This window comes from Streptomyces sp. NPDC028314 (assembly GCF_055565795.1).
Map to the genome: position 1 here is coordinate 152,432 of NZ_JBVHTP010000008.1, position 18,922 is coordinate 171,353.

The following is an 18,922-nucleotide window of genomic DNA, read 5'->3' on the forward strand; positions in this document are numbered from 1 at the left end:
GGGTTGAGGGGAGCCGGTGTTTGACCTGCTTCACCTACGAAGTGCGCCCCCGGTGCTGGAACACCGGGGGCGCTGTTCGGTCCCGTTCCTGGTGAGAGGAGCAAGACCCGATGGAGTCCATCGTTGCACGTCACATGGGTGTTACCGCGCTGCCGGCCGACCTTGAGCCGACGGCCGCGGAGCTGGACGCGATTGAGCTGGAGCTGCCGCTGATCCTGGCGGAGCGCGATGAGCTGGACGCGCAGATCATGGTGCTGGACCGGGTGCCGTCCGAGGTGGACCTCACCCGGCTGCGGAGGGCGCGCCGGCGGGTGCTGGCGGCCCGCACGGCGCTGGAGAACCGGGCCGCGGCGGCCCCGGGTGGTGTCGCGTGAACCGCATCGTCTTTTGGGCGCTTGTCGCGCCGTGCGTGGTGGCGGTGGTCTGGGGTGCGCTCATCGGTAACCAGGACCTCGTCAGCCTGGGTGTCATCGCCGAGGCCATCGTCATCGGCGTCAACTACCTGCTGATCCGGGCCGACGAGCACGAGGGCGGTGGCGTATGAGCGCCACCGGTAAGCCCCTGGGTCGCGGCGGCCGGAATCTCCTGGTGGGGGCGCTCGTCGTCGTGGTGCTGATGGCGTTCCGGGTGTCGTGGAACGCGCTGCGGGACGTGGCCCGCACGATCGGCGCCGACGACACCGCCGCCATGCTGTACCCGTTCGTGGTCGACGGCCTGATGGCCCTCGCACTTGTGGCCGCGCTCGTGTTGACCGGCGACGGCCGCCGGTTCGCGCTGCGGGTGCTGGCCGCCTATACGGCCGCGTCGCTGGTGCTGAACTACGTGCACGGTCTGCACGGCACGTCGGGTGAGTGGGCGCGGCTGGCGGAGTCGGATGTGCTGAACTGGGCGCTGGTGCTGCTTGCCGCGTCGCTGCCGGTCGGGTCGATCTACTTCGGATCCGACCTCGTCGGCAAAGTCCTCCACCACCGACCGCCCACCGGATCGGATGCGGAGGAATCGACACAGGATCCCGCAAATCAGTCCATGTCTGACCTGCCCGAGTCGGCCCCCGCAGAGCCCACGCCGACCCCGGAGCCCGCGCTGCCCGCGTTGGGTGACGCCGAGGTGTTCGTCATGGACGGGGACGTGCCGGTTGCGGTGATGGGGCGATCGGATCGGGTGGCTGCTGCGGATCGGCCGCGTCCTCGTCGGGCGACGGGTCGGGTACCGGAGTCGGCCCGCTCGACCCGCACGGTTCGCACGTCGGATGAACTGCTGGCTGAGGCTCGGGCGTTGACGGAGTCGTGGTCGGTGAAGGAGCTGACCGCGGATCGGCTGCGGCAGACGCTGCGGACGTCTCCGGCGAACGGTCGGATGCTGCGCGACACCCTCCGGGCGGAGCGCGAGGAGAACGCGGCTGCTGAGGCGGTGGCCGTCTCGTGAGCGCGATACCCGTCTACACCTGGCGCCTGGCGCCGGACGGCCTGGCCACCCGCCGCCAACTGCGTGCCCTGGGCCTGCGGCCCGGTGGTCAGCCGGTGGTGGGGCAGGTGGAGCGGCCCCGCTTCCGGCGGCCGCCGCTGGTCGCCTACCTCTACCGCGTCGACCGGGCGCTGCCGGTGCGGCCGATGACCGCCCGCAAGTGGGGCGCTCTGGCGCTGGCGATGCTCGCCCGCCGTACCTGCCCCGCCTGCCGGCGTGACGCCGGATACGTCATCCCCACCTCGCTCGGCATGTGCGTGACCTGCGCGTACCCCGAAGGGAGCCCGTCGTGAACCACCTGCCTGAACCCGCTTCGGTCGTCCGCCTCCCGGACGGCACTTACACCTACGCCGACCAGCTCCCTGCCGCCTACAGCGGGCCGCAGGTGGTGCACCAGCACATCCACCAGGCCCCGCCCGACCGCACCGTTCAGCGCATCGCGCTGGGCTCCGGGGTCGGTGCCGGCGCGGTCGCGGCCGGGGTCTACTTCGGCCCCCTCCTCGTCGGCGCACTCACTGCGATCGCGGCCAATCTGGCCATGCTCGCGTTCCTGGCTGCGGTCCTGTGCTGGGGCGTGGTCACCGTCGTTCGCAGCGTCGGCGGTACCGAGGGCAAGGCCGCGGCCAAGAACCTGGCCAAGGCCCGCTCCCGGAAGCGGCGGTGAGCGTGTTCGCCGCCGGAGACCGGGTGCTGATCGTGGCCTGCGAGGACGACCCGCGGGCCGTGGGCCGCACGGGCCGGATCCTCGATGAGGTTCCGCCCGGGCCGCTGACCGGCGGCCGCTGGACCGTCGCCCGGATTAGTTGGCTGATCGCCCCGGTGCTGTGCCACGCCCATGAACTGAAGAAGACCGGACGCTGCCCCTCAGGGAGTCCTCATGACCGGTAAGGCCCAGAAGGACCCGCAGTTCACCACCGCGGAGAAGGCCCAGCTCGCCTGGCTCATCGCCCGGATGGCCAAGCGCGGTATCGCCTCGCAGACCGTCTATCAGGGCGACTTGGAGCGCAAGGTCGAGCGCATCATCGACGGCGCCCGCGAGCGCGAGGAGCGCGAGAACGCCCAGGCCCAGAAGGGCCGTAGGTCCCGCTAGTTGTGCCCCCGGGGCGGCCGTCACCCGGCCAAGGAAGCCGGCCGCCCCGGGCCCTGCCCCGCTCATCACGAGACACGACAGGACATTCAGCATGCCCGAGAACGTCGTCCCCCTCTTCAAAACCCCCACCGAACCGGCCGCCGAGCCCCTCACCCTCGTTCCGCCCACCCCGGAGCCGTCGATCGGGGCGCGTTCGGTGCGGGTGTTCAAGCGCACCCTGGCCGCGATGCGCGACGCGGTCGTCAACGACCGGACCCAGACCGCGGCCCGCATGTTCGTCCGCCACGGCCTCTACGTCCTGGGCGGCGCCCGGATCGCGTTCCACCGCGCGTGGGACGGCCGGACCGGTTCCCGCTACCAGCGGATGATCCGGGCCGCGGAAGCGGCGGGGAACTGGGAGGAGGCCAAGGAGTGGGAAGACCGCCTGCACCGCTTCCGCTCCGACCGCCACCGCCGCCGCATGGACCTGATCAAGGCCCCCCAGGACGTTGCCCGCAACGCCTTCTACGCCCTCGCCACCGCCGCCGGCGGCCTGCTGGGACTCGGCATCGTGCTGGCCATAGCCGAGAAGGACCCGAGTTGGGTGCTTGCGCCGATCACAGCGGTGATCGAAGCAACCGCCGCGATCGTCTACGTCGGCACCGTCGTGTGGGGGCCGGTCGTCACCGTCGGTCCGTGGCTGGCCTTACTGGCCCTGTGGGGGCTGGGCCGCCACCAGCAGACCGCACCCCAATGGGCCCTCCCCGCCCAGCAGCGCGACGACGTCGGCGCCCCGATCACCCCCTCCATCGTCGTCACCGCCCTGCGGGACCTGGGCATCGCACCGCTGCGGAAGGCCATCAAGGACATGGGCGACGCCGGGGCCGCGATGCTCGGGCCGATCCGGATCGCCGGATGCGGCGTAGAAGTCGACGTCACCCTCCCCTCGGGGGTATCGACCGCTGAAGTGCAGGGACGGCGCAGGAAGCTTGCCGAGAACCTGGCCCGGCACGAGCACGAAGTGTTCATCACCTTGCCGGCCGCCGCCCGCACGGTGCGGCTGTGGATCGCCGATTCTGGGGCGCTCGATGAGCCGATCGGCCCCTCCCCGCTCGTCCTCGACGAGACCCTGAAGGCCGACTACAAGTCGGGCCGCGCCCCGTGGGGTCAGGACCTGCGCGGGGACGGCGCGCTGATCAGCCTGTATCAGCGGATGCTGCTGATCACCGGCCTGTCCAACCAGGGCAAGACCGCCGCCCTCCGCGCACTCGCGCTGTGGCTGGCGCTGGACAAGACGGTGGAGTTCCGGATCGCTGACCTCAAGGGCGTCGGGGACTGGGGCATGTTCGACGGACTCGCCACCACCCTCATCCAGGGCCCGACCGATGAGCACGTCATCGACGCCACCGAAATGCTGGAGGCCGGGGTCGCGGAGATGGAACGCCGTATCCAGGCCCCGGCCGGCACGGTGTTCCCGCCGCTGGTCCTGATCGTAGATGAGGCGCAGGTGGCGTTCATGTGCCCGGCCGTCGGCGCCGACAAGCGCCCCTACGGCGGGTCCAAGGCCACGTCCCGCTACTTCATGGCCGCCCGGAAAATCCACAACCAGGGCCGTGCTGTGGACGTGCTCCTGTGGGAGGGCACGCAGGACCCCACCGACCAGAACCTGCCCAAGCTCGTCCGCGAGGGCGCCCACACCCGCATCTCCCTCGCTCTCGGCACCGAGTCGCAGGCCCGCATGGCGCTGGGGGATAAGGCCGTCGACGGCGGTGCCGCACCCCATCTGCTCCGCCAGGGGCTGGACAAGGGGACCGTGGTCGTCGCATCCGACGGCATCAAGATCCCGGCCGGGCAGGCCTCCATCACGGTCCGCACGCACTACATCGACACCGACACCGCCAGCGCCATCGCTGACCGGGCCAAGGCCCTCCGCGCTGGCATCGTCACCGTCCACACGGCGGAGGACGCGGCCGAGTCCGACCCGCTCGCGGACATCGCGACGGTCCTGGGCTCGGAGTCCCGTGTTCTGACGCATGAGGTGCTCAAGCGGCTCGCTGCGCTGAACGAGAAGGCGTACGGGCGGTGGTCGTTCATCGACCTCAAGCGCGTCCTGGACGGCACCGGCGCCGAACCGTACAAGTCCGACGGCCGCATGGTCATCGGCCGTGACCGCATCGCCCGCGCGCTCACCAACCGCGGGGATGACGGTTCCGCTTCCGCTGCCGAGTAGAGGGAGCCGCACCCCGACAGGACAGGGAGGCAGGGAGAACTCCCTGACAGGCTCCCTGAGCCGCCTCCCTGGCACTGACCTGCGCGAATGATCCGCCAGGGAGGCAGGGAGGCGCCGCAGGTCAGACCCCCGAAACCCCCTCCACGGCCACTCCGGCAGGGGGTGACCCAACCTCCCTGAGTGCCACCTGGAAGAGATTCCGTTTCACCCCAGACAAGCCGAGAGCGGCCCCCCTCACGCCAATGACCGGGGCCGCTCTCATCCAGCACAACTGGAGGCAACCAGCATGACCCAACCCACCGACAACCCGCGAGACCCCCACCGCACGGCCTTACCGCCCCACCTGCGCGCAGCGCTGTGGCTCGCCGGGATCGGCCTGCCCGTCATGCCCCTGCGGGAGGGCAAAGGCCCCTTCGGGAACTGCCGGGCCTGTACCCGTTCGGCGTGCGGGGACCGCCCGCACATGAAGGCGGCCGGCCCCTGCCAGTGCCCCGCCCCCTGCCACGGCTGGGCCGCAGCCACCACCAACCCAGACGTCCTCACGTCCCCGGCGTGGGCCCGGGCCTGGCGACAGGCCCATGCGGTCGCCTACCACCCCGGCGGCGCCAACCTCACCGTCGTCGACCTCGACAACGCGGACGCGGTTGCCTGGGCCCGCGAGAACCTTCCCGCCACGAAGGTGGTGGCGACCACCCGCGGGGAGCACTGGATCTACCGAGGCGCCATGCGATCGGCCAACGGCGTCCGCCCCGGCGTCGACCTCAAGTCGACCATGGCCTACGCCCGCTGGCGCGGCCCCGGCACGGGAACCATCACGCCCCTGCCGGACGCAGTGCGTGCCTTGGCCGTGAAAGAGCCTGCCGCGCCCCGGCCCGTGCCCGGCTCCGAACCCGTGCCGACTGGCGGCGGGGAGTGCCGGCACCGCTCGCCCGTCTACCTGGCGCGGGGTATCGCCATGGCGGAGCAGTGCATCACCGGGGCATCCGACGGCATCCACAAGACCGTGTACCGGGCGTTTCTGGCGGTGCTGTCCGTGCACGGCCGGTGCGGGTGTCTCACCGAGGCACACGTGAAGCGCCTGTTCGCCGCCGCGCAGGGCAAGGGTGAGTCCCTGCGGCACTGCGAGGCTGCCTGGTCCAACGCCCGTACGACGTTGGGGATGTAGATGTCCGACGACGACAAGACTCCGGCTCGCGAGGTCATCACCGACTACGCCCGAGCCCACTTCCGGTACTTCCGCACCGTCGAAGGCACCGTGTACGCGCAGAAGAACGGCCACCCCGTGGCCCGGCCGATTCGCTCCCAGGGCACGACCGGCAGCCACCGGCAGGAACTCATGGTCGGCCTCTTCAACGACGGACACGGCGTGTTCAACGGCACCGCGCTCAAGGAGGCGTTGGACTTGATCGAAGCACTCGCGCTCAGCCAGGACGTACAGCCCACCCACATCCGCGTAGCCCCCGGATTCGACGGCGCAACCTGGCTGGACCTGGGACGCGACGACGGCAAGTCCGTCCGCATCCACCCCACCGGCTGGGACATCTGCACCCCCGACCCCCGCGAGGTGTCCTGGCGCCGCACCCAGCTCACCGGGGAACTCCCCCTCCCCGAGAAGGACACCGACGGCAAGGGCATCGACCTCCTGTTGAGGCTGTGCAACTTCGCCAACGCCGAAAGCGAGTGCCTGGCCGTCGCGTGGCTCATCGGCTGCCTGGAGCCGTCCGTGCCGGTGCCGGCGCCTTTCCTGACCGGCCCGCAGGGCGCGGGGAAGTCGACCGGCGGGCGAATGCTGGTGCGGGTCATCGAGGGCATGAGCGGGGACCTGCGCCGCGCCCCCAGGGACGAGGAGAACCTGATCACCGCGGTTGCCGCCGGGTGGGTGACCGCGTTGGACAACCTCTCCCACCTGCCGCCGGACCTGTCCGACCTGATGTGCTGCATCGTCACCGGAGCCGAGACCATCAAGCGCGCGCTGTTCACCGACGGCGACGTCGTGCGCTCCCGCTACCGCCGCCCCCTGCTGCTGACCGGCATCGACGTGGGCGTCATCCGCCCCGACCTCGCCGAACGCCTCCTCCCCCTCCGCCTAGAGCGGCCCCGCGTGCGGCGGACCGAGGCGGAGCTGTGGGCGGAGTACGCGCAGGTGCTGCCTGTCATCCTCGGCTCCCTGCTGGACCTGACTGTCAAGGTCCGCGCCACGCAGGCCGACATCCCTACCGACCTGCGTATGGCGGACTTCGCCCACCTGTGCGCGCAGCTCGACGCGGCCACGGGCCTGGCCGCGCTGACCGCGTACCGGGCCAACCTCGATGACCTCAACGACGACGTCATCGAGGGGGACCTGCTCGCGCAGACCGTCCTCAAGCACGCCGCCAGCATCGAGCCGGGTACGGATGTGCGGATGACGTCCACGGAGTGGCTGCACACCCTCACCCAGCTCTACACGGGCGAGGACTGCCGGCCCCTGCCCAAGGGCTGGCCCACCACCGGCAAGGTCCTCTCCGACCGCCTCAAGCGCCTTCAGCCGACCCTCACCGCCCGCGGCGTGCTCGTTGACTGGGGCCGGACCAGGACCGCCCGCTACATCGAGATGACCCGACCGGCCGCCCCGGCGCCCGACCGGCCGGACCCGATGTTCTGACCCGCGCCACCGCGACGGTCCGCGCACAGGCAAGAGGAGCACCCCGCCCCCGGGCGAGGCGTGCTCCTCTTGCTCTTCGGCGGCCGCGCCGCCGCCCGAAGGACGCGCCGCGCAGCGGCTCCTTCTTCGCTCTTGAAGACCGCGCACCACAACAGACACCCCCCTCTCTTTTTCCTAAGAGAAGGAATGCTGCGTCACCCATGTCACGACCGGCATCAAACGCCCCATGACCTGCGTAGTCGCGGGTGACGCATCGGCCCACGGCTGTGTCATCACGCGTCACTCGCGTCACCGGCCTGAGTCACCGGCGACGCGGGGTGACACAGGCCGGTGACACACGACCACACCCCCTGTCACCGAAAACCGCAGGTCAAGCGGCTAAAGGACGCAGATGACGTGATGACGCAGGAATCCGGACCTCGGACACACGCAGAGCCCGTCGCTCCCTCGGCAGGGCTCAAGACTCACCCGCCCAGTCGAATCGCCGGAGGAGCAATGCCCGCCGAGAGCGACGCCCGCGCCACCCTGCGCGGCGGACTCCCCGACCGCTACCTGACCCCCGAGGACATCGGCGAACTCCTCGCCGTGCCCCTGGAGACCGTCTACCAGTGGCGAAAGAAACGCACCGGGCCGCCCGGCTTCCGCGTCGGGAAGCACCTGCGCTACGACCCCACAGCCGTACGCGGCTGGATCAACGAACGGATGCACGCGGACGCCCAGCGCACCGCCTGAACCTCTCCCTCCCACTACGGGGCGGCCCACAAGGGCCGCCCCCGTAGGCCTTTTTAGAAGGGCACCACATGGCTGGCCACATCCAAGACCGCTGGTTCAAGACCGCACGCAACGACGAAGGGAAGCTCGTCCGGGTCAAGACTGACCGGTTCGGCTCCGGGGCGCGCTACCGCGCCCGGTACGTCGGACCGGACGGCACCGAGAAGAGCAAGTCCTTCCCGGACAAGCAGAAGCGTCTCGCTGAGGCGTGGCTGAACGAGACGGCAGCGGACATGTCCCGCGGGCAGTACGTGGACCCGCGCGCCAACCGCATCACCTTCCGCCAGTTCGCAGAGAAGTGGGTGAAGACCCACACGACGGAGATCAACAGCCGTGAGGCGGCGGAGCGTCGGCTGAGGCTGCACGCCTACCCATACATCGGTACCCGACCCATGCCATCCTTCCAGCCGGGTCATATCCGGACGTGGCTGGGCCAGTTGGAGGAGCACGTGCCGGCCTCCTCGCACCGCCGGATCATCTTCGGCACCGTCAGCGCCGCATTCGCCGCCGCTGTCGATGACGGGCTGCTGCCAAAGAACCCGTGCCGGGCGCGGTCAGTTCAGGTGCCCAAGCCTGCTCCGCCGCGTGTCGCTCCGTGGGCTACCGCGCAGGTCCTGGCGGTGCGCGCCGCTCTGCCGCGGCGTCTGCGTGCTGCCGTCGATATCGCCGGCGGATGCGGCCTGCGGCAGGGGGAGGTGTTCGGGCTGTCCGAGGACGAGGTCGACTACGAGGGCGGGTGGCTCCGCGTGGAACACCAGCTCAAGCGCATCCGGGGCAAGTACGTCTTCGCCCCGCCGAAGGGCGCCAAGGCGCGCTCGGTGCCTCTGCCCGGCTCCGTCGCGGCGGCACTACGCGAGCACTCGAAGCTTCACCCTCCGGTGGCCGTCACCCTGCCGTGGCGGACCCCGGACGGGCCGCCCGTGACAAAGTCGCTCATCTTCCCCAGCCGGAGCGGCTCGTTCGTCAGGGTCAGCCACTTCAACGACCACGTGTGGAAGCCCGCCCTCGCGGCCGCGGGCATCATCCCTCCGGCTGAGGAAGGAGAGCGGTACGCCTCCGCGCCCCAGCACGGCATGCACGCGCTGCGGCACTTCTACGCGTCCGTGCTGCTGGACGCCGGCGAGAACATCCGAGCCTTGAGCCAGTACCTCGGCCACGCCGACCCGGGCTTCACCCTGCGGACGTACACACACCTGATGCCGAGCAGCGAGGGCCGGACGCGCAAGGCCGTGGACGGGCTCTTCAAGGCCCCGCCAAACCATGATCACGGCCCAGGGGCGGCCCAGTAGCCTCCTGAGCGGCCCGACCGGCACGGTTCTGGCTGGTCAGCGCGGTGGTGGCTCGGGCCGCCGGGACTTCATCTACTTCTGGCCCATCTACACGGGCCAGACCCTCCCCATGGACTCCTGGCGCGGCCGCATGTGGCTGGACACCTGGGTCTGACAGCCGAAGCGAAGGGCCCGGCACCGCTGTTGTGGTGCCGGGCCCTTCGTCCGTGCTGTGACCAGTGACATGTACCGGTCGGGTAACAACGGGCTCAGCGCCCACCAGCGCAGCGTAAGGTCCACACCAGAGGTTCTTGAACATGTTCAGAGAACCGTGGCTCCTGGGGAGGGGACGCATGAACGGGGCGGCGAAGGGTGCCATCATCGGCGGGGTGTTCCTCGCGATGGTCGGCGGCGCCGGTTATGGGATGTACGCGCTGGTCGGGGGCGAGAGCGGCGGCGGTGAGGACGACAAGGTCTCCAGCAGCTCGGCCACCGCGGCCAAGGGCAGCGGGCCGGTCACCGAGAAGGAGACCGCCCAGACCGCGAAGGCCTTCCTGGCCTCGTGGGCGGCCGGGGACGACCGCACGGCCGCCGACCTGACGAACAACGCGGGGGAAGCGCAGGCGGCCGTGGCCGACTTCAAGGCCAAGGCGTACGTGTCCAAGGCCGTGATCACCCCCGGGACTCCGAACGGCACCACCGTCCCGTTCAAGGTCGAGGCCGAGATCACCTACGAGGGCACGACCAAGCCCCTCGTCTACGACTCCCAGCTCACCGTCGTACGCGGCGTCAGCACCGGCAAGGCCCTGGTCGACTGGCAGGCCTCGGTGATCCACCCGCAGCTCCAGCGCGGCGAGAAGCTGCGCGCGGGCGCGCCCGCCTCCCCGCCGGTCAAGGCGGTGGACAGGAACGGCGAGGAGCTGACGGCGGAGAAGTACCCGTCGCTGCGCCCGGTCCTCGCCCAGCTGCGGGAGACGTACGGCGGCAAGGCGGCCGGCAAGGCCGGCGCGGAGCTGTGGATCGAGCCGGCCGCCGCCCAGAGCGGCAGCGGCGCCGGCAGGCGCACGCTGCTGACCCTCGTGGAGGGCGAGCCGAGCACGATCAAGACGTACCTGGACGCGAACGCGCAGGCGGCGGCGGAGAAGGCGGTCGCCAGGTTCCCGGAGTCCTCGGTGGTCGCCGTCAAGCCGAGCAACGGCCACATCCTGGCGATCGCCAACAACCGCAAGGACGGCTACGACGCCGCCATGACGGGCATGCGCGCCCCCGGCTCGACGATGAAGGTCGTCACGGCGGCGATGCTGCTCGACCGGGGCAAGGTGGCGGCCGACAAGCCGGCCGAGTGCGTGAAGGAAGTCCCCTGGGGCGGCCGCACCTTCCACAACCTGAACAACTTCGCACTGCCCGGCGCGACCTTCGCGACCAGCTTCGCCCAGTCCTGCAACACGGCCTTCATCAAGCAGATCGACGACGTCGGGGACAACGCGGCCCTGTCGAAGGAGGCCACGGAGGTCTTCGGCATCGGCCTGGTCTGGAAGACCGGCATCAAGTCCATCGACGGCAAGGTCCCGGTGGCGAGCGGCGCGGAGGCGGCCGCCGAGTACATCGGGCAGGGCCAGATCACCATGAACCCGCTGAACATCGCGTCCATCACGGCCACCGCCCGCACCGGCCGGTTCCACCAGCCGCTGCTGGTCTCGCCCGAGCTCGACGGCCGGCCGATCGCGCAGGCCGCGCGCGGGATGAAGTCCTCGGTGCAGCAGCAGCTCGTGTCCATGATGCGGCTCACGGCGACGGACGGTACGGCTGCCAAGGCGATGGCCTCGGTGGGCGGCGACAAGGGCGCGAAGACCGGCTCGGCGGAGGTCGACGGCTCGGCGAGCCCGGACAGCTGGTTCACCGGGTTCAGCGGTGACATGGCCGCGGCGGCGATGGTCGAGGGCGGCGGGCACGGCGGGGAAACGGCGGGCCCGATCGTCGCGGCCGTGCTCGGCTCCTGACGTACGCCCCGCAGGGGACGAGGGCCGGGGGCCGGGGGCCGCGGCTCTTGCCCCGGCCCCCGGCCCCCGGCCCCCGGCCCCCGGCCCCCGGCTCAGGCTTCGCGGACGTCCGCCAGGGTCGCTCCCGCGTGGGCGACGAGCTCCTTCGGCTCCATGCGGAACACCGAGTGCGGGGTGCCGGCCGCCGCCCACACCACCTCGTGGGCCAGCAGGGAGCGGTCCGCCAGCACCCGGGTGCGGGTGCGGTGGCCGAAGGGCGGGACACCGCCGATGGCGTAGCCGGTGGTCTCGCGGACCAGCGCCGCGTCCGCCCGGGTGACCCGCTCCGCGCCGAGTTCCCGCCGTACGGCGTCCACGTCCACCCGGGACGCCCCGTCCATCAGCACCAGCACGGGCACCCCGTCGGCCGCGAAGATCAGCGACTTCACGATCTGGCTGAGCTCGCAGCCGATCGCCGCCGCGGCGTCCGCGGCGGTACGGGTGCCGTCCGGGAAGGTCCGTACGGTCAGGTCTGCCAGCCCCAGCTCGGCCAGGGCTTCCGCGAAGAGGGGGTGCGTGGTCGTCATGCGGGCACGCTAACGCTCCGCGGTACGCCCGCGCGAGGCCGTTTCACGGGGCGGGCCGGGGGCGGGGCAAGGACCCGGCCGGCGGCCCGACCGTCGACCCGGCCGGCGCCCGTCAGAGCGAGGCGCGGACCGCTCGGACCAGGGCCTGGGCGCGGGGGTCGGCCGTGACCGACTTGGCCAGCGCGTTGGTGACGTAGCCGAAGCCGATCCCCGCCTCCGGGTCCGCGAACGCCAGCGAGCCGCCCCGCCCGGGGTGCCCGAAGGAGGCCGGGGACAGCAGCGGCGAGGCCGGGCCGTGCAGCATGTAGCCGGCTCCGAAGCGGGTGTTCACCACGAGCACCCGGTCGGGTCCCGAGGACAGCTCCGCGGAGGCGAGGGCGGCCGTTTGCGGGGTGAACAGCCGGGCGCCGTCCTCGGTGTCCCCCAGCAGCGCCGCGTAGAAGCCGGCCAGCGCCCGGGCGGTGCCGATCCCGGCGGAGGCGGGCAGTTCGGCGGCCCGGTACGCGGGGGCGTTCTCGTCCGGCAGGGGGTCGATGGCCCCGAAGGCGCGCCGGGTGAGCGAGTCCGGGTCGGCGTAGGCCTCGGAAACGTTTCTGCGCGGCCGGGTCCTCAGCGTCCCCGCCGACTCCGGCGGCTCCACCGGCGCGACCCGGCCCACCCGCCCCGCCTCCGCTTCGGGCAGGCCGATCCAGAAGTCCAGCCCCAGCGGGCCGGTCACCTCCTGCGCCAGCCAGCGGCCCACGGACAGCCCGGTCACCCGCAGCACCAGCTCGGACAGCAGCCAGCTGTAGGTCTGCGCGTGGTAGCCGTGCCCGGCGCCCGGCTCCCAGAACGCCCGCTGCCCGGCCACGGCCTCCGGCCCGCTCACCCCGTCCAGCGCCTGCGCCGGGGTCAGCGGGCGGTCCAGTGCCGGGACGCCCGCGCGGTGCGCCAGCAGGTCCCGTACGGTCACGCGCTCCTTGCCGCCCGCCTTGAACTCCGGCCAGTACGCCCCGACCGGCGCGTCGAGGTCCAGCAGCCCCCGCTGGTGCAGCAGCAGCGGCGCCGCCGCGGCCACCCCCTTGGTGGCCGAGCGCACGACCTGCGCGGTGTCCGCCTGCCAGGGCGAGTCGCCGTCCGCGTCCTTCGTGCCGGCCCACAGGTCGACGACCCGGCGCCCGTCCCGGTAGACGGCCACGGCCGCGCCACGGTCGCCGAGCGCCTCGAAGTTGCGTACGAACGCGTCCCGGACGGCCTCGAAGCCCTCCGCCACGGTCCCGTTGACGTCCACGTCCCTGCTCCTCGTGTCCGGCGGGTGCCGCTCGTCGGTGCCGCCGAAAGAGTCCAACACGGACCGGGCCCGCGTCCTTCCCCGGGGTGGCCCGGGCCCGGCGGGCGCGCGGCACGGCGCTCCGGCGCCGGTCAGCCGGAGGGCTGCCGCAGGGAGGGGGTGCGCGGGTCGAAGCCGAAGGGGAGCTCCAGGCGGTGCGCGCCCATCAGCTCCTCGTCGCACAAGAGGTCGCGGGTGCGGCCGTCGGCCACGATGACCCCCTCGCTGAGGACCACGGCGCGCGGACACAGCTCCAGCGCGTACGGCAGGTCGTGGGTGACCATCAGCACCGTCACGTCCAGCGAGCGCAGGATGTCCGCCAGCTCGCGCCGCGAGGCCGGGTCCAGGTTGGAGGAGGGCTCGTCCAGGACGAGGATCTCCGGCCGCATCGCGAGTACGGTCGCCACCGCCACCCGGCGGCGCTGCCCGAAGGACAGGTGGTGCGGCGGCCGGTCCGCGAAGGCGGCCATGCCGACCTGCTCCAGCGCCTCCCGGACCCGCTCCTCCAGCTCCGCGCCGCGCATTCCGGCGGCCGCCGGGCCGAAGGCCACGTCCTCCCGGACGGTCGGCATGAACAGCTGGTCGTCGGGGTCCTGGAAGACGATCCCGACCCGGCGCCGGATCTCGGCGAAGTTCCGCTTCTCCACGGGCAGCCCGGCCACCGCCACGGTGCCGACCCCGCCGCCGAGGATGCCGTTGAGGTGCAGCACGAGGGTGGTCTTGCCGGCTCCGTTGGGGCCGAGCAGGGCGACCCGTTCGCCGTGCCCGACGGTCAGGTTCACCCCGAAGAGGGCCTGGTGCCCGTCCGGATAGGCGTACGCGAGGCCGGACACGTCCAGCGAGGGAGGGGGAGGGGGAGTAGCGGTCACAGCGTCCATCCCATCAGGCACACGGCGAGCGCCGTCACCGGGAGCACGGCCGCGTACGCCCACTGGGCGCGCGTGGCCGCGATGTCGTCGATCACCGGCATGGAGCCGGTGTAGCCGCGGCTGACCATCGCGAGGTAGACCCGCTCGCCGCGCTCGTAGGAGCGGATGAAGAGCGCGCCGGCCGTCTTGGCCAGCACCCCCCAGTGCCGGATCCCGCGCGCTTCGAAGCCGCGCGAGCGCCGGGCGATCGACATCCGGCGCAGCTCACCGGTGATCACGTCGCCGTACCGGATCATGAAGGAGGCGATCTGCACCAGCAGCGGCGGCAGCTTCAGCCGCTGGAGTCCCAGCAGCAGTTCCCGCAGCTCGGTCGTCGAGGCGAGCAGGACGGAGGCGGCCACCCCGAGGGTGCCCTTGGCGAGCACGTTCCAGGCACCCCACAGGCCGGAGACGCTCAGCGACATGCCGAGCACCTCGGTCCGGGGGCCCTCCGCCACGAACGGCATGAGGACGGCGAAGGCCACGAACGGCACCTCGATCACCAGCCGCCTCAGCAGCAGCCCGGCCGGAATCCGGGCGGCGGCCGTGACCCCCGCGAGCAGGACGGCGTACAGGCCGAAGGCCCACACCGCCTCCCGCGGTGTGGACACGACGACCAGTACGAACGCGAAGGCCGCGGCGAGCTTGCAGTGCGGCGGCAGCGCGTGGACCGGCGAGTGCCCGTGCCGGTAGAGCTTGTGGGTGTGCCCGGCGCCCATGTCAGGCGGTGGGCACGGACGTGGAGGTGGCGGTCAGGTCCTCGGCGCGCCGGCGGCGCACCGCCCAGAAGATCCCGGTGCCGACGACGACGGTCACCCCGACGCCGATGACACCGGCGAGGCCGCCGGACAGGCGGGGGTCGCCGACGTCCTTGACGCTGTAGTCGGCGAGCGGGGAGTCGGCGGCGGCGTGCTCCTCCACCTTCGCGTCGATGCCCTTGTCGGCGGCGACCTTCTCCAGTCCGTCGGGGCTGGCGGAGGCGTAGTACGAGACGAACCCGGCCAGTACCAGGGCGGTGACCAGGCCGGTGATCCACACGGGCTTGGTGGAGCGGGCGGCCGCGGGCGCCGGGGCGGCGGCCGGGGCGTCGACCAGTTCACCGTCGACGCGCAGCTTCAGCGGGGCGCTCAGCCCGCGCGCCCCGTGCACCAGGTCGGGCCGTACAGCGAGCACGGCGCCCACCGTCGCGGCCGTGATCAGGGCCTCGCCGATCCCGATGAGGACGTGCACGCCGACCATGGCGGTGAACACCTTGGGCACCGCGATGTCGGTCGTCCCCCCGATGGCGTAGATCGCGGTGAAGGCGGTGGCCGCGGCGGGCACCGAGACCAGGGCCGCGGTGAAGGCGGCGCCGGTGACCGGGCCGCGGCCCGCCGGCAGCAGCTTGAGCAGGCCGCGGAAGATCGCGTACGCGGTGACGACGGTGACGACGCCCATGACGGTGACGTTCACGCCGAGGGCGGTCAGGCCGCCGTCGGCGAAGAGGATGCCCTGCATGAGCAGCACCACGGAGACGCAGAGCACGCCCGTGTAGGGGCCCACCAGGATCGCGGCGAGGGCCCCTCCCAGCAGGTGGCCGCTGGTACCGGCGGCGACGGGGAAGTTCAGCATCTGCACGGCGAAGATGAAGGCGGCGACGAGACCGGCGAGCGGCGCGGTCCGCTCGTCGAGTTCACGACGGGCGCCGCGGAGGCTGACCGCCACCGCGCCCGCCGCTGCGACGCCTGCGGCTATGGAGACGGGGGCGTCGATGAAGCCGTCGGGCACATGCATGTGTCTGCTCCGCTTCCTGCGGTAAGGCTCTGGGGTGGATCGGGTTGAGCCGTCAAAATCTTTAACCGTTCAAGAATAGTGCCCAGTTGCAAACCGTTGGCAAGAGCGTCCACGTCACAAATAGCGGCGCGCGGATTCGTGGGAATGTGCGAGGCTGGGGGCAATACGGACGCATATGTTCCGATTTATAGGAGTCTTGTCGATGTCAGCCGCCGCCGAGAATCCCACCGCGACCGCCGTGACCGCCGCCGTCGAGGAGCGCGTACGCGCCCGCGTGATCACCGACGACCCCCTCTACCGGGCCATTCCGGTCATGCTGCGCTTCACCCCCGACGAGCCGCTGGCCGTACGGATCGTCTTCCCGGCCGACCTCTCCCCCGAGGGCACGGACAACGAGTGGGTGTTCCCCCGCGCCCTCCTCGAGGCCGGCCTGCTGGCGCCGACCGGAACCGGCGACGTACGCATCTGGCCCTGCGGCCGCGTGCAGGCGGTCGTCGAGTTCCACTCCCCCGAGGGTGTCGCCGTGGTCCAGTTCGACCTCTCGGCGCTCCGCCGCTTCCTGCGCCGTACGTACGCCGCGACCGGCGCGTCCGTCACCCGTTAGGGCGCGCCCGGCCGGACGAAAAGCCGGCCCCGCACCTGGTGATCAGGTGCGGGGCCGGCTTTCTTACGGGAAGACGCGCGGGTCAGGCGTGCGGGTCAGGCGTTGACCAGCTCGCGGTCCTTGTCCGGACCGCCGTCCGCGGAGCCGCCCGTCGCGCCCAGGTGCTTGCGCAGGCTCTCGCCCTCCACGTCCACGTTGGGCAGGAGCCTGTCGAGCCACTTCGGCAGCCACCAGGCCTTGTGGCCGAGCAGCGCGAGCACCGCCGGGACGATGGCCATGCGGACCACGAAGGCGTCGAAGAGGACGGCCACGGCCAGGCCGAAGCCGATCATCTTGACCATCGCGTCGCTGGCCCCGAGGAAGCCGGAGAAGACGGCGATCATGATGACGGCGGCGGCCACGACCACCCGCGCGCTGTACTGGAAGCCGGTCACCACGGCCTGGCCCGGGCGCTCGCCGTGGACGTACGCCTCCCGCATGCGGGTGACCAGGAAGACCTCGTAGTCCATGGCCAGGCCGAAGACCACGCCGACCATGAAGATCGGCATCATCGACATGATCGGACCGGTCTGCTCCACCCCGAAGAGCGAGCCGAGCCAGCCCCACTGGAAGACCGCGACGACCGCGCCGAGGGCCGCGACGACCGACAGCAGGAAGCCGAGGGCCGCCTTGAGCGGGACCAGGACCGAGCGGAAGACGAGCATCAGGAGCAGGAAGGCGAGGCCGACCACGAGCGCCAGGTAGGGCAGCAGCGCGTCGTTCATCTTCTGCGAGAAGTCGATGTTCATCGCGGTGGCGCCGGTGACGAGCACGTCGTCCCCGCTGCCGTCGCGGATCGTGTGGACCAGGTTCTCGGTCTCGATGGAGGACGGGCGGTCCTTCGGGATCACGTTGATGATCGCCGCGTTGCCGTCCTTGTTCGGCATGGGCGGGGTGACGGCGACGACACCGTCCAGGCCCTTGATCCGCTCGGCCGTGGAGTCGGCGAGCGCCTTGTCCCCGTCGACGACCACCATCAGCGGGCCGTTGAAGCCGGGGCCGAAGCCCTCGGACAGCAGGTCGTACGCCTTGCGCTGGCTGGTGGAGGTGGGCTTCGCGCCGTCGTCCGGCAGGCCCATCTCCAGCTTGCTCGCCGGGATGGCGATCGCGCCGAGGCCGATGACACCGGCCAGCAGCACCACGACCGGGCGGCGCAGGACGAAGCGGGCCCAGCGGGTGCCGCCGTTGGCCTTGGGCTTGGAACCGGCTGGCTTGCCCTTGCCGAACAACTTGCTCTTCGTACCGGCCGGCAGGACCTTCTTGCCCGCGAAGCCGAGGATGGCCGGGACCAGGGTGAGGGCCACGAGGACCGCGATGACCACCGTGCCGGCGGCCGCGACGCCCATCTTGGTCAGCATCGGGATGTTGACGACGGCCAGGCCCACCAGGGCGATGACCACGGTCAGACCGGCGAAGACGACGGCGGAGCCGGCGGTTCCGGCGGCCCGGCCCGCGGCCTCGTCGCGTTCCCGGCCCTCGGCGAGCTCCGCGCGGTAGCGGGAGACGATGAAGAGGGCGTAGTCGATGCCGACCGCGAGGCCGATCATCATCGCGAGCGTGGAGGTGGTCGAGCCGAGGTCCAGCACGTTGGCGAGCGCGGTGATGGAGGAGACGCCGATGCCCACGCCGATCAGCGCGGTCAGCAGCGGCAGGCCGGCCGCGATCAGCGAGCCGAAGGTGATGACCAGGACGATCGCGGCGATGAGGATGCCGATGATCTCGCCGGAGCCCGTCTCGGGCGCCGCCATCAGCGCGTCACCGCCGATCTCGACGGTGAGCCCGGCGTCCTGGGCGGCCTTGCCCGAGTCCTTCAGGGCTTCCCGGGTCGGGTCCTTCAGCTCCATGCCGCTGACGTCGTACTTGACGCTGACGTAGGCGGTGGAACCGTCCTGGCTGACGGCCTGCTTCTCGTACGGGTCGTCGACGGAGGCGATCTGCTCCGCGCCCGGACCGCTCTTGAGGCCGGAGATGATCTTCTCGACCTCGGTCTTGGTGCCCGGGTCGGTGACCTTGGCGCCGGCCGGCGCCTTGATGACGATACGGGCGGTCGCGCCATCGGCGGCCATCCCCGGGAAACGCTGTTCCAGCAGGTCGAAGGCCTTCTGGGCCTCCGTGCCGGGTATCGAGAACGAGCCTGAGGTGGGTGCGGACGCCGATGCCGCGCCGAAGCCGGCGGCGAACAGCAGCGCCACCCAGACGAGGGCGACCCAGCGGCGGCGCCGGAAGGCGCCTCTGCCGAGTCGGTAGAGGAAGGTGGCCACGTCGGTGGTTCTCCCGTTC

21 protein-coding genes are annotated in these 18,922 nt (G+C 71.6%); 15 read left to right on the plus strand and 6 right to left on the minus strand.

The window, feature by feature from the left end; translation table 11 throughout:
* Positions 1-110: 110 nt before the first annotated feature.
* The 14 genes from ACZ4TG_RS19750 to ACZ4TG_RS19815 all read left to right on the plus strand — a co-directional run bounded on the left by ACZ4TG_RS19750 (position 111) and on the right by ACZ4TG_RS19815 (position 11,443).
* Positions 111-374, plus strand: a complete 264-nt coding sequence (locus ACZ4TG_RS19750; protein ID WP_468164403.1) for a DUF6284 family protein — start codon at positions 111-113, stop codon at positions 372-374.
* A complete protein-coding gene (locus ACZ4TG_RS19755) occupies positions 371-544 on the plus strand; it encodes a hypothetical protein (protein WP_468164405.1) in 174 nt (57 codons plus the stop codon). Before ACZ4TG_RS19750 ends, ACZ4TG_RS19755 begins: the two co-directional genes overlap by 4 nt.
* The gene (locus ACZ4TG_RS19760; protein ID WP_468164407.1) at positions 541-1,425 is read left to right on the plus strand and encodes a DUF2637 domain-containing protein; all 885 of its coding nucleotides are present in this window, start codon (positions 541-543) and stop codon (positions 1,423-1,425) included. The genes ACZ4TG_RS19755 and ACZ4TG_RS19760 overlap by 4 nt, the downstream gene beginning before the upstream one ends.
* On the plus strand, positions 1,422-1,757 hold the full coding sequence (locus ACZ4TG_RS19765) for an RRQRL motif-containing zinc-binding protein (RefSeq protein ID WP_468164409.1): 336 nt from the start codon (positions 1,422-1,424) through the stop codon (positions 1,755-1,757). Before ACZ4TG_RS19760 ends, ACZ4TG_RS19765 begins: the two co-directional genes overlap by 4 nt.
* Positions 1,754-2,128, plus strand: coding sequence for a DUF6251 family protein (locus ACZ4TG_RS19770; protein WP_468164411.1), 375 nt, complete (start codon positions 1,754-1,756; stop codon positions 2,126-2,128). Before ACZ4TG_RS19765 ends, ACZ4TG_RS19770 begins: the two co-directional genes overlap by 4 nt.
* Positions 2,125-2,352: a hypothetical protein gene (locus ACZ4TG_RS19775; RefSeq protein ID WP_468164413.1), complete on the plus strand. Its 228-nt coding sequence runs from the start codon at positions 2,125-2,127 to the stop codon at positions 2,350-2,352. The genes ACZ4TG_RS19770 and ACZ4TG_RS19775 overlap by 4 nt, the downstream gene beginning before the upstream one ends.
* Positions 2,342-2,554 carry a DUF6257 family protein gene (locus tag ACZ4TG_RS19780; RefSeq protein WP_468164415.1) on the plus strand — a complete coding sequence of 71 codons (213 nt, stop codon included), beginning with the start codon at positions 2,342-2,344 and terminating at the stop codon, positions 2,552-2,554. The genes ACZ4TG_RS19775 and ACZ4TG_RS19780 overlap by 11 nt, the downstream gene beginning before the upstream one ends.
* Before the next feature lie 91 nt (positions 2,555-2,645).
* Entirely contained in the window at positions 2,646-4,763 is a 2,118-nt protein-coding gene (locus ACZ4TG_RS19785; RefSeq protein WP_468164417.1) for an ATP-binding protein, read from the plus strand.
* A 286-nt stretch (positions 4,764-5,049) separates the two neighbouring features.
* On the plus strand, positions 5,050-5,928 hold the full coding sequence (locus ACZ4TG_RS19790) for a bifunctional DNA primase/polymerase (RefSeq protein ID WP_468164419.1): 879 nt from the start codon (positions 5,050-5,052) through the stop codon (positions 5,926-5,928).
* Positions 5,929-7,404, plus strand: a complete 1,476-nt coding sequence (locus ACZ4TG_RS19795) for an ATP-binding protein (protein ID WP_468164421.1) — start codon at positions 5,929-5,931, stop codon at positions 7,402-7,404.
* 495 nt (positions 7,405-7,899) lie between these two features.
* Positions 7,900-8,136, plus strand: a complete 237-nt coding sequence (locus ACZ4TG_RS19800; RefSeq protein WP_468164423.1) for a helix-turn-helix domain-containing protein — start codon at positions 7,900-7,902, stop codon at positions 8,134-8,136.
* Positions 8,137-8,204: 68 nt separating this feature from the next.
* Positions 8,205-9,464, plus strand: a complete 1,260-nt coding sequence (locus tag ACZ4TG_RS19805) for a tyrosine-type recombinase/integrase (RefSeq protein ID WP_468164425.1) — start codon at positions 8,205-8,207, stop codon at positions 9,462-9,464.
* Positions 9,436-9,618 (plus strand): hypothetical protein, encoded by a 183-nt coding sequence (locus ACZ4TG_RS19810; protein WP_468164879.1) that lies wholly within the window; start codon positions 9,436-9,438, stop codon positions 9,616-9,618. The genes ACZ4TG_RS19805 and ACZ4TG_RS19810 overlap by 29 nt, the downstream gene beginning before the upstream one ends.
* A gap of 178 nt (positions 9,619-9,796) precedes the next feature.
* Complete coding sequence (locus tag ACZ4TG_RS19815; RefSeq protein WP_468164427.1) at positions 9,797-11,443, plus strand: penicillin-binding transpeptidase domain-containing protein; 1,647 nt, start codon at positions 9,797-9,799, stop codon at positions 11,441-11,443.
* A 92-nt stretch (positions 11,444-11,535) separates the two neighbouring features.
* On the opposite strand, the gene ACZ4TG_RS19820 is transcribed toward ACZ4TG_RS19815, so the two are convergent.
* The 5 genes from ACZ4TG_RS19820 to ACZ4TG_RS19840 all read right to left on the minus strand — a co-directional run bounded on the left by ACZ4TG_RS19820 (position 11,536) and on the right by ACZ4TG_RS19840 (position 15,999).
* The gene (locus tag ACZ4TG_RS19820; protein WP_468164429.1) at positions 11,536-12,009 is read right to left on the minus strand and encodes a YbaK/EbsC family protein; all 474 of its coding nucleotides are present in this window, start codon (positions 12,007-12,009) and stop codon (positions 11,536-11,538) included.
* A 112-nt stretch (positions 12,010-12,121) separates the two neighbouring features.
* Positions 12,122-13,279, minus strand: a complete 1,158-nt coding sequence (locus ACZ4TG_RS19825; RefSeq protein WP_468164431.1) for a serine hydrolase domain-containing protein — start codon at positions 13,277-13,279, stop codon at positions 12,122-12,124.
* A 131-nt stretch (positions 13,280-13,410) separates the two neighbouring features.
* On the minus strand, positions 13,411-14,196 hold the full coding sequence (locus ACZ4TG_RS19830; protein ID WP_468164433.1) for an energy-coupling factor ABC transporter ATP-binding protein: 786 nt from the start codon (positions 14,194-14,196) through the stop codon (positions 13,411-13,413).
* Positions 14,184-14,945 carry a cobalt ECF transporter T component CbiQ gene (gene cbiQ, locus ACZ4TG_RS19835; RefSeq protein ID WP_468164435.1) on the minus strand — a complete coding sequence of 254 codons (762 nt, stop codon included), beginning with the start codon at positions 14,943-14,945 and terminating at the stop codon, positions 14,184-14,186. The genes ACZ4TG_RS19830 and cbiQ overlap by 13 nt, the downstream gene beginning before the upstream one ends.
* A gap of 1 nt (position 14,946) precedes the next feature.
* A complete protein-coding gene (locus ACZ4TG_RS19840; RefSeq protein ID WP_468164437.1) occupies positions 14,947-15,999 on the minus strand; it encodes an energy-coupling factor ABC transporter permease in 1,053 nt (350 codons plus the stop codon).
* Between the two features lie 202 nt (positions 16,000-16,201).
* On the opposite strand from ACZ4TG_RS19840, the gene ACZ4TG_RS19845 reads away from it, so the two are divergent.
* Positions 16,202-16,603 (plus strand): SsgA family sporulation/cell division regulator, encoded by a 402-nt coding sequence (locus ACZ4TG_RS19845; RefSeq protein ID WP_468164439.1) that lies wholly within the window; start codon positions 16,202-16,204, stop codon positions 16,601-16,603.
* A 95-nt stretch (positions 16,604-16,698) separates the two neighbouring features.
* Here ACZ4TG_RS19845 and ACZ4TG_RS19850 read toward each other — a convergent pair whose 3' ends face one another.
* The gene (locus ACZ4TG_RS19850; RefSeq protein WP_468164441.1) at positions 16,699-18,903 is read right to left on the minus strand and encodes an MMPL family transporter; all 2,205 of its coding nucleotides are present in this window, start codon (positions 18,901-18,903) and stop codon (positions 16,699-16,701) included.
* Positions 18,904-18,922: the final 19 nt, after the last annotated feature.

What these genes read in the sequence shown, in the direction of transcription:
- ACZ4TG_RS19750 (WP_468164403.1), top strand. Translation starts at nt 111, where the DNA reads ATGGAGTCCATCGTTGCACGTCACATGGGTGTTACCGCGCTGCCGGCC.
- ACZ4TG_RS19760 (WP_468164407.1), top strand. Translation starts at nt 541, where the DNA reads ATGAGCGCCACCGGTAAGCCCCTGGGTCGCGGCGGCCGGAATCTCCTG.
- ACZ4TG_RS19780 (WP_468164415.1), top strand. Translation starts at nt 2,342, where the DNA reads ATGACCGGTAAGGCCCAGAAGGACCCGCAGTTCACCACCGCGGAGAAG.
- ACZ4TG_RS19785 (WP_468164417.1), top strand. Translation starts at nt 2,646, where the DNA reads ATGCCCGAGAACGTCGTCCCCCTCTTCAAAACCCCCACCGAACCGGCC.
- ACZ4TG_RS19790 (WP_468164419.1), top strand. Translation starts at nt 5,050, where the DNA reads ATGACCCAACCCACCGACAACCCGCGAGACCCCCACCGCACGGCCTTA.
- ACZ4TG_RS19795 (WP_468164421.1), top strand. Translation starts at nt 5,929, where the DNA reads ATGTCCGACGACGACAAGACTCCGGCTCGCGAGGTCATCACCGACTAC.
- ACZ4TG_RS19800 (WP_468164423.1), top strand. Translation starts at nt 7,900, where the DNA reads ATGCCCGCCGAGAGCGACGCCCGCGCCACCCTGCGCGGCGGACTCCCC.
- ACZ4TG_RS19805 (WP_468164425.1), top strand. Translation starts at nt 8,205, where the DNA reads ATGGCTGGCCACATCCAAGACCGCTGGTTCAAGACCGCACGCAACGAC.
- ACZ4TG_RS19810 (WP_468164879.1), top strand. Translation starts at nt 9,436, where the DNA reads ATGATCACGGCCCAGGGGCGGCCCAGTAGCCTCCTGAGCGGCCCGACC.
- ACZ4TG_RS19815 (WP_468164427.1), top strand. Translation starts at nt 9,797, where the DNA reads ATGAACGGGGCGGCGAAGGGTGCCATCATCGGCGGGGTGTTCCTCGCG.
- ACZ4TG_RS19820 (WP_468164429.1), bottom strand. Translation starts at nt 12,009, where the DNA reads ATGACGACCACGCACCCCCTCTTCGCGGAAGCCCTGGCCGAGCTGGGG.
- ACZ4TG_RS19830 (WP_468164433.1), bottom strand. Translation starts at nt 14,196, where the DNA reads ATGGACGCTGTGACCGCTACTCCCCCTCCCCCTCCCTCGCTGGACGTG.
- cbiQ (WP_468164435.1), bottom strand. Translation starts at nt 14,945, where the DNA reads ATGGGCGCCGGGCACACCCACAAGCTCTACCGGCACGGGCACTCGCCG.
- ACZ4TG_RS19840 (WP_468164437.1), bottom strand. Translation starts at nt 15,999, where the DNA reads ATGCATGTGCCCGACGGCTTCATCGACGCCCCCGTCTCCATAGCCGCA.
- ACZ4TG_RS19845 (WP_468164439.1), top strand. Translation starts at nt 16,202, where the DNA reads ATGTCAGCCGCCGCCGAGAATCCCACCGCGACCGCCGTGACCGCCGCC.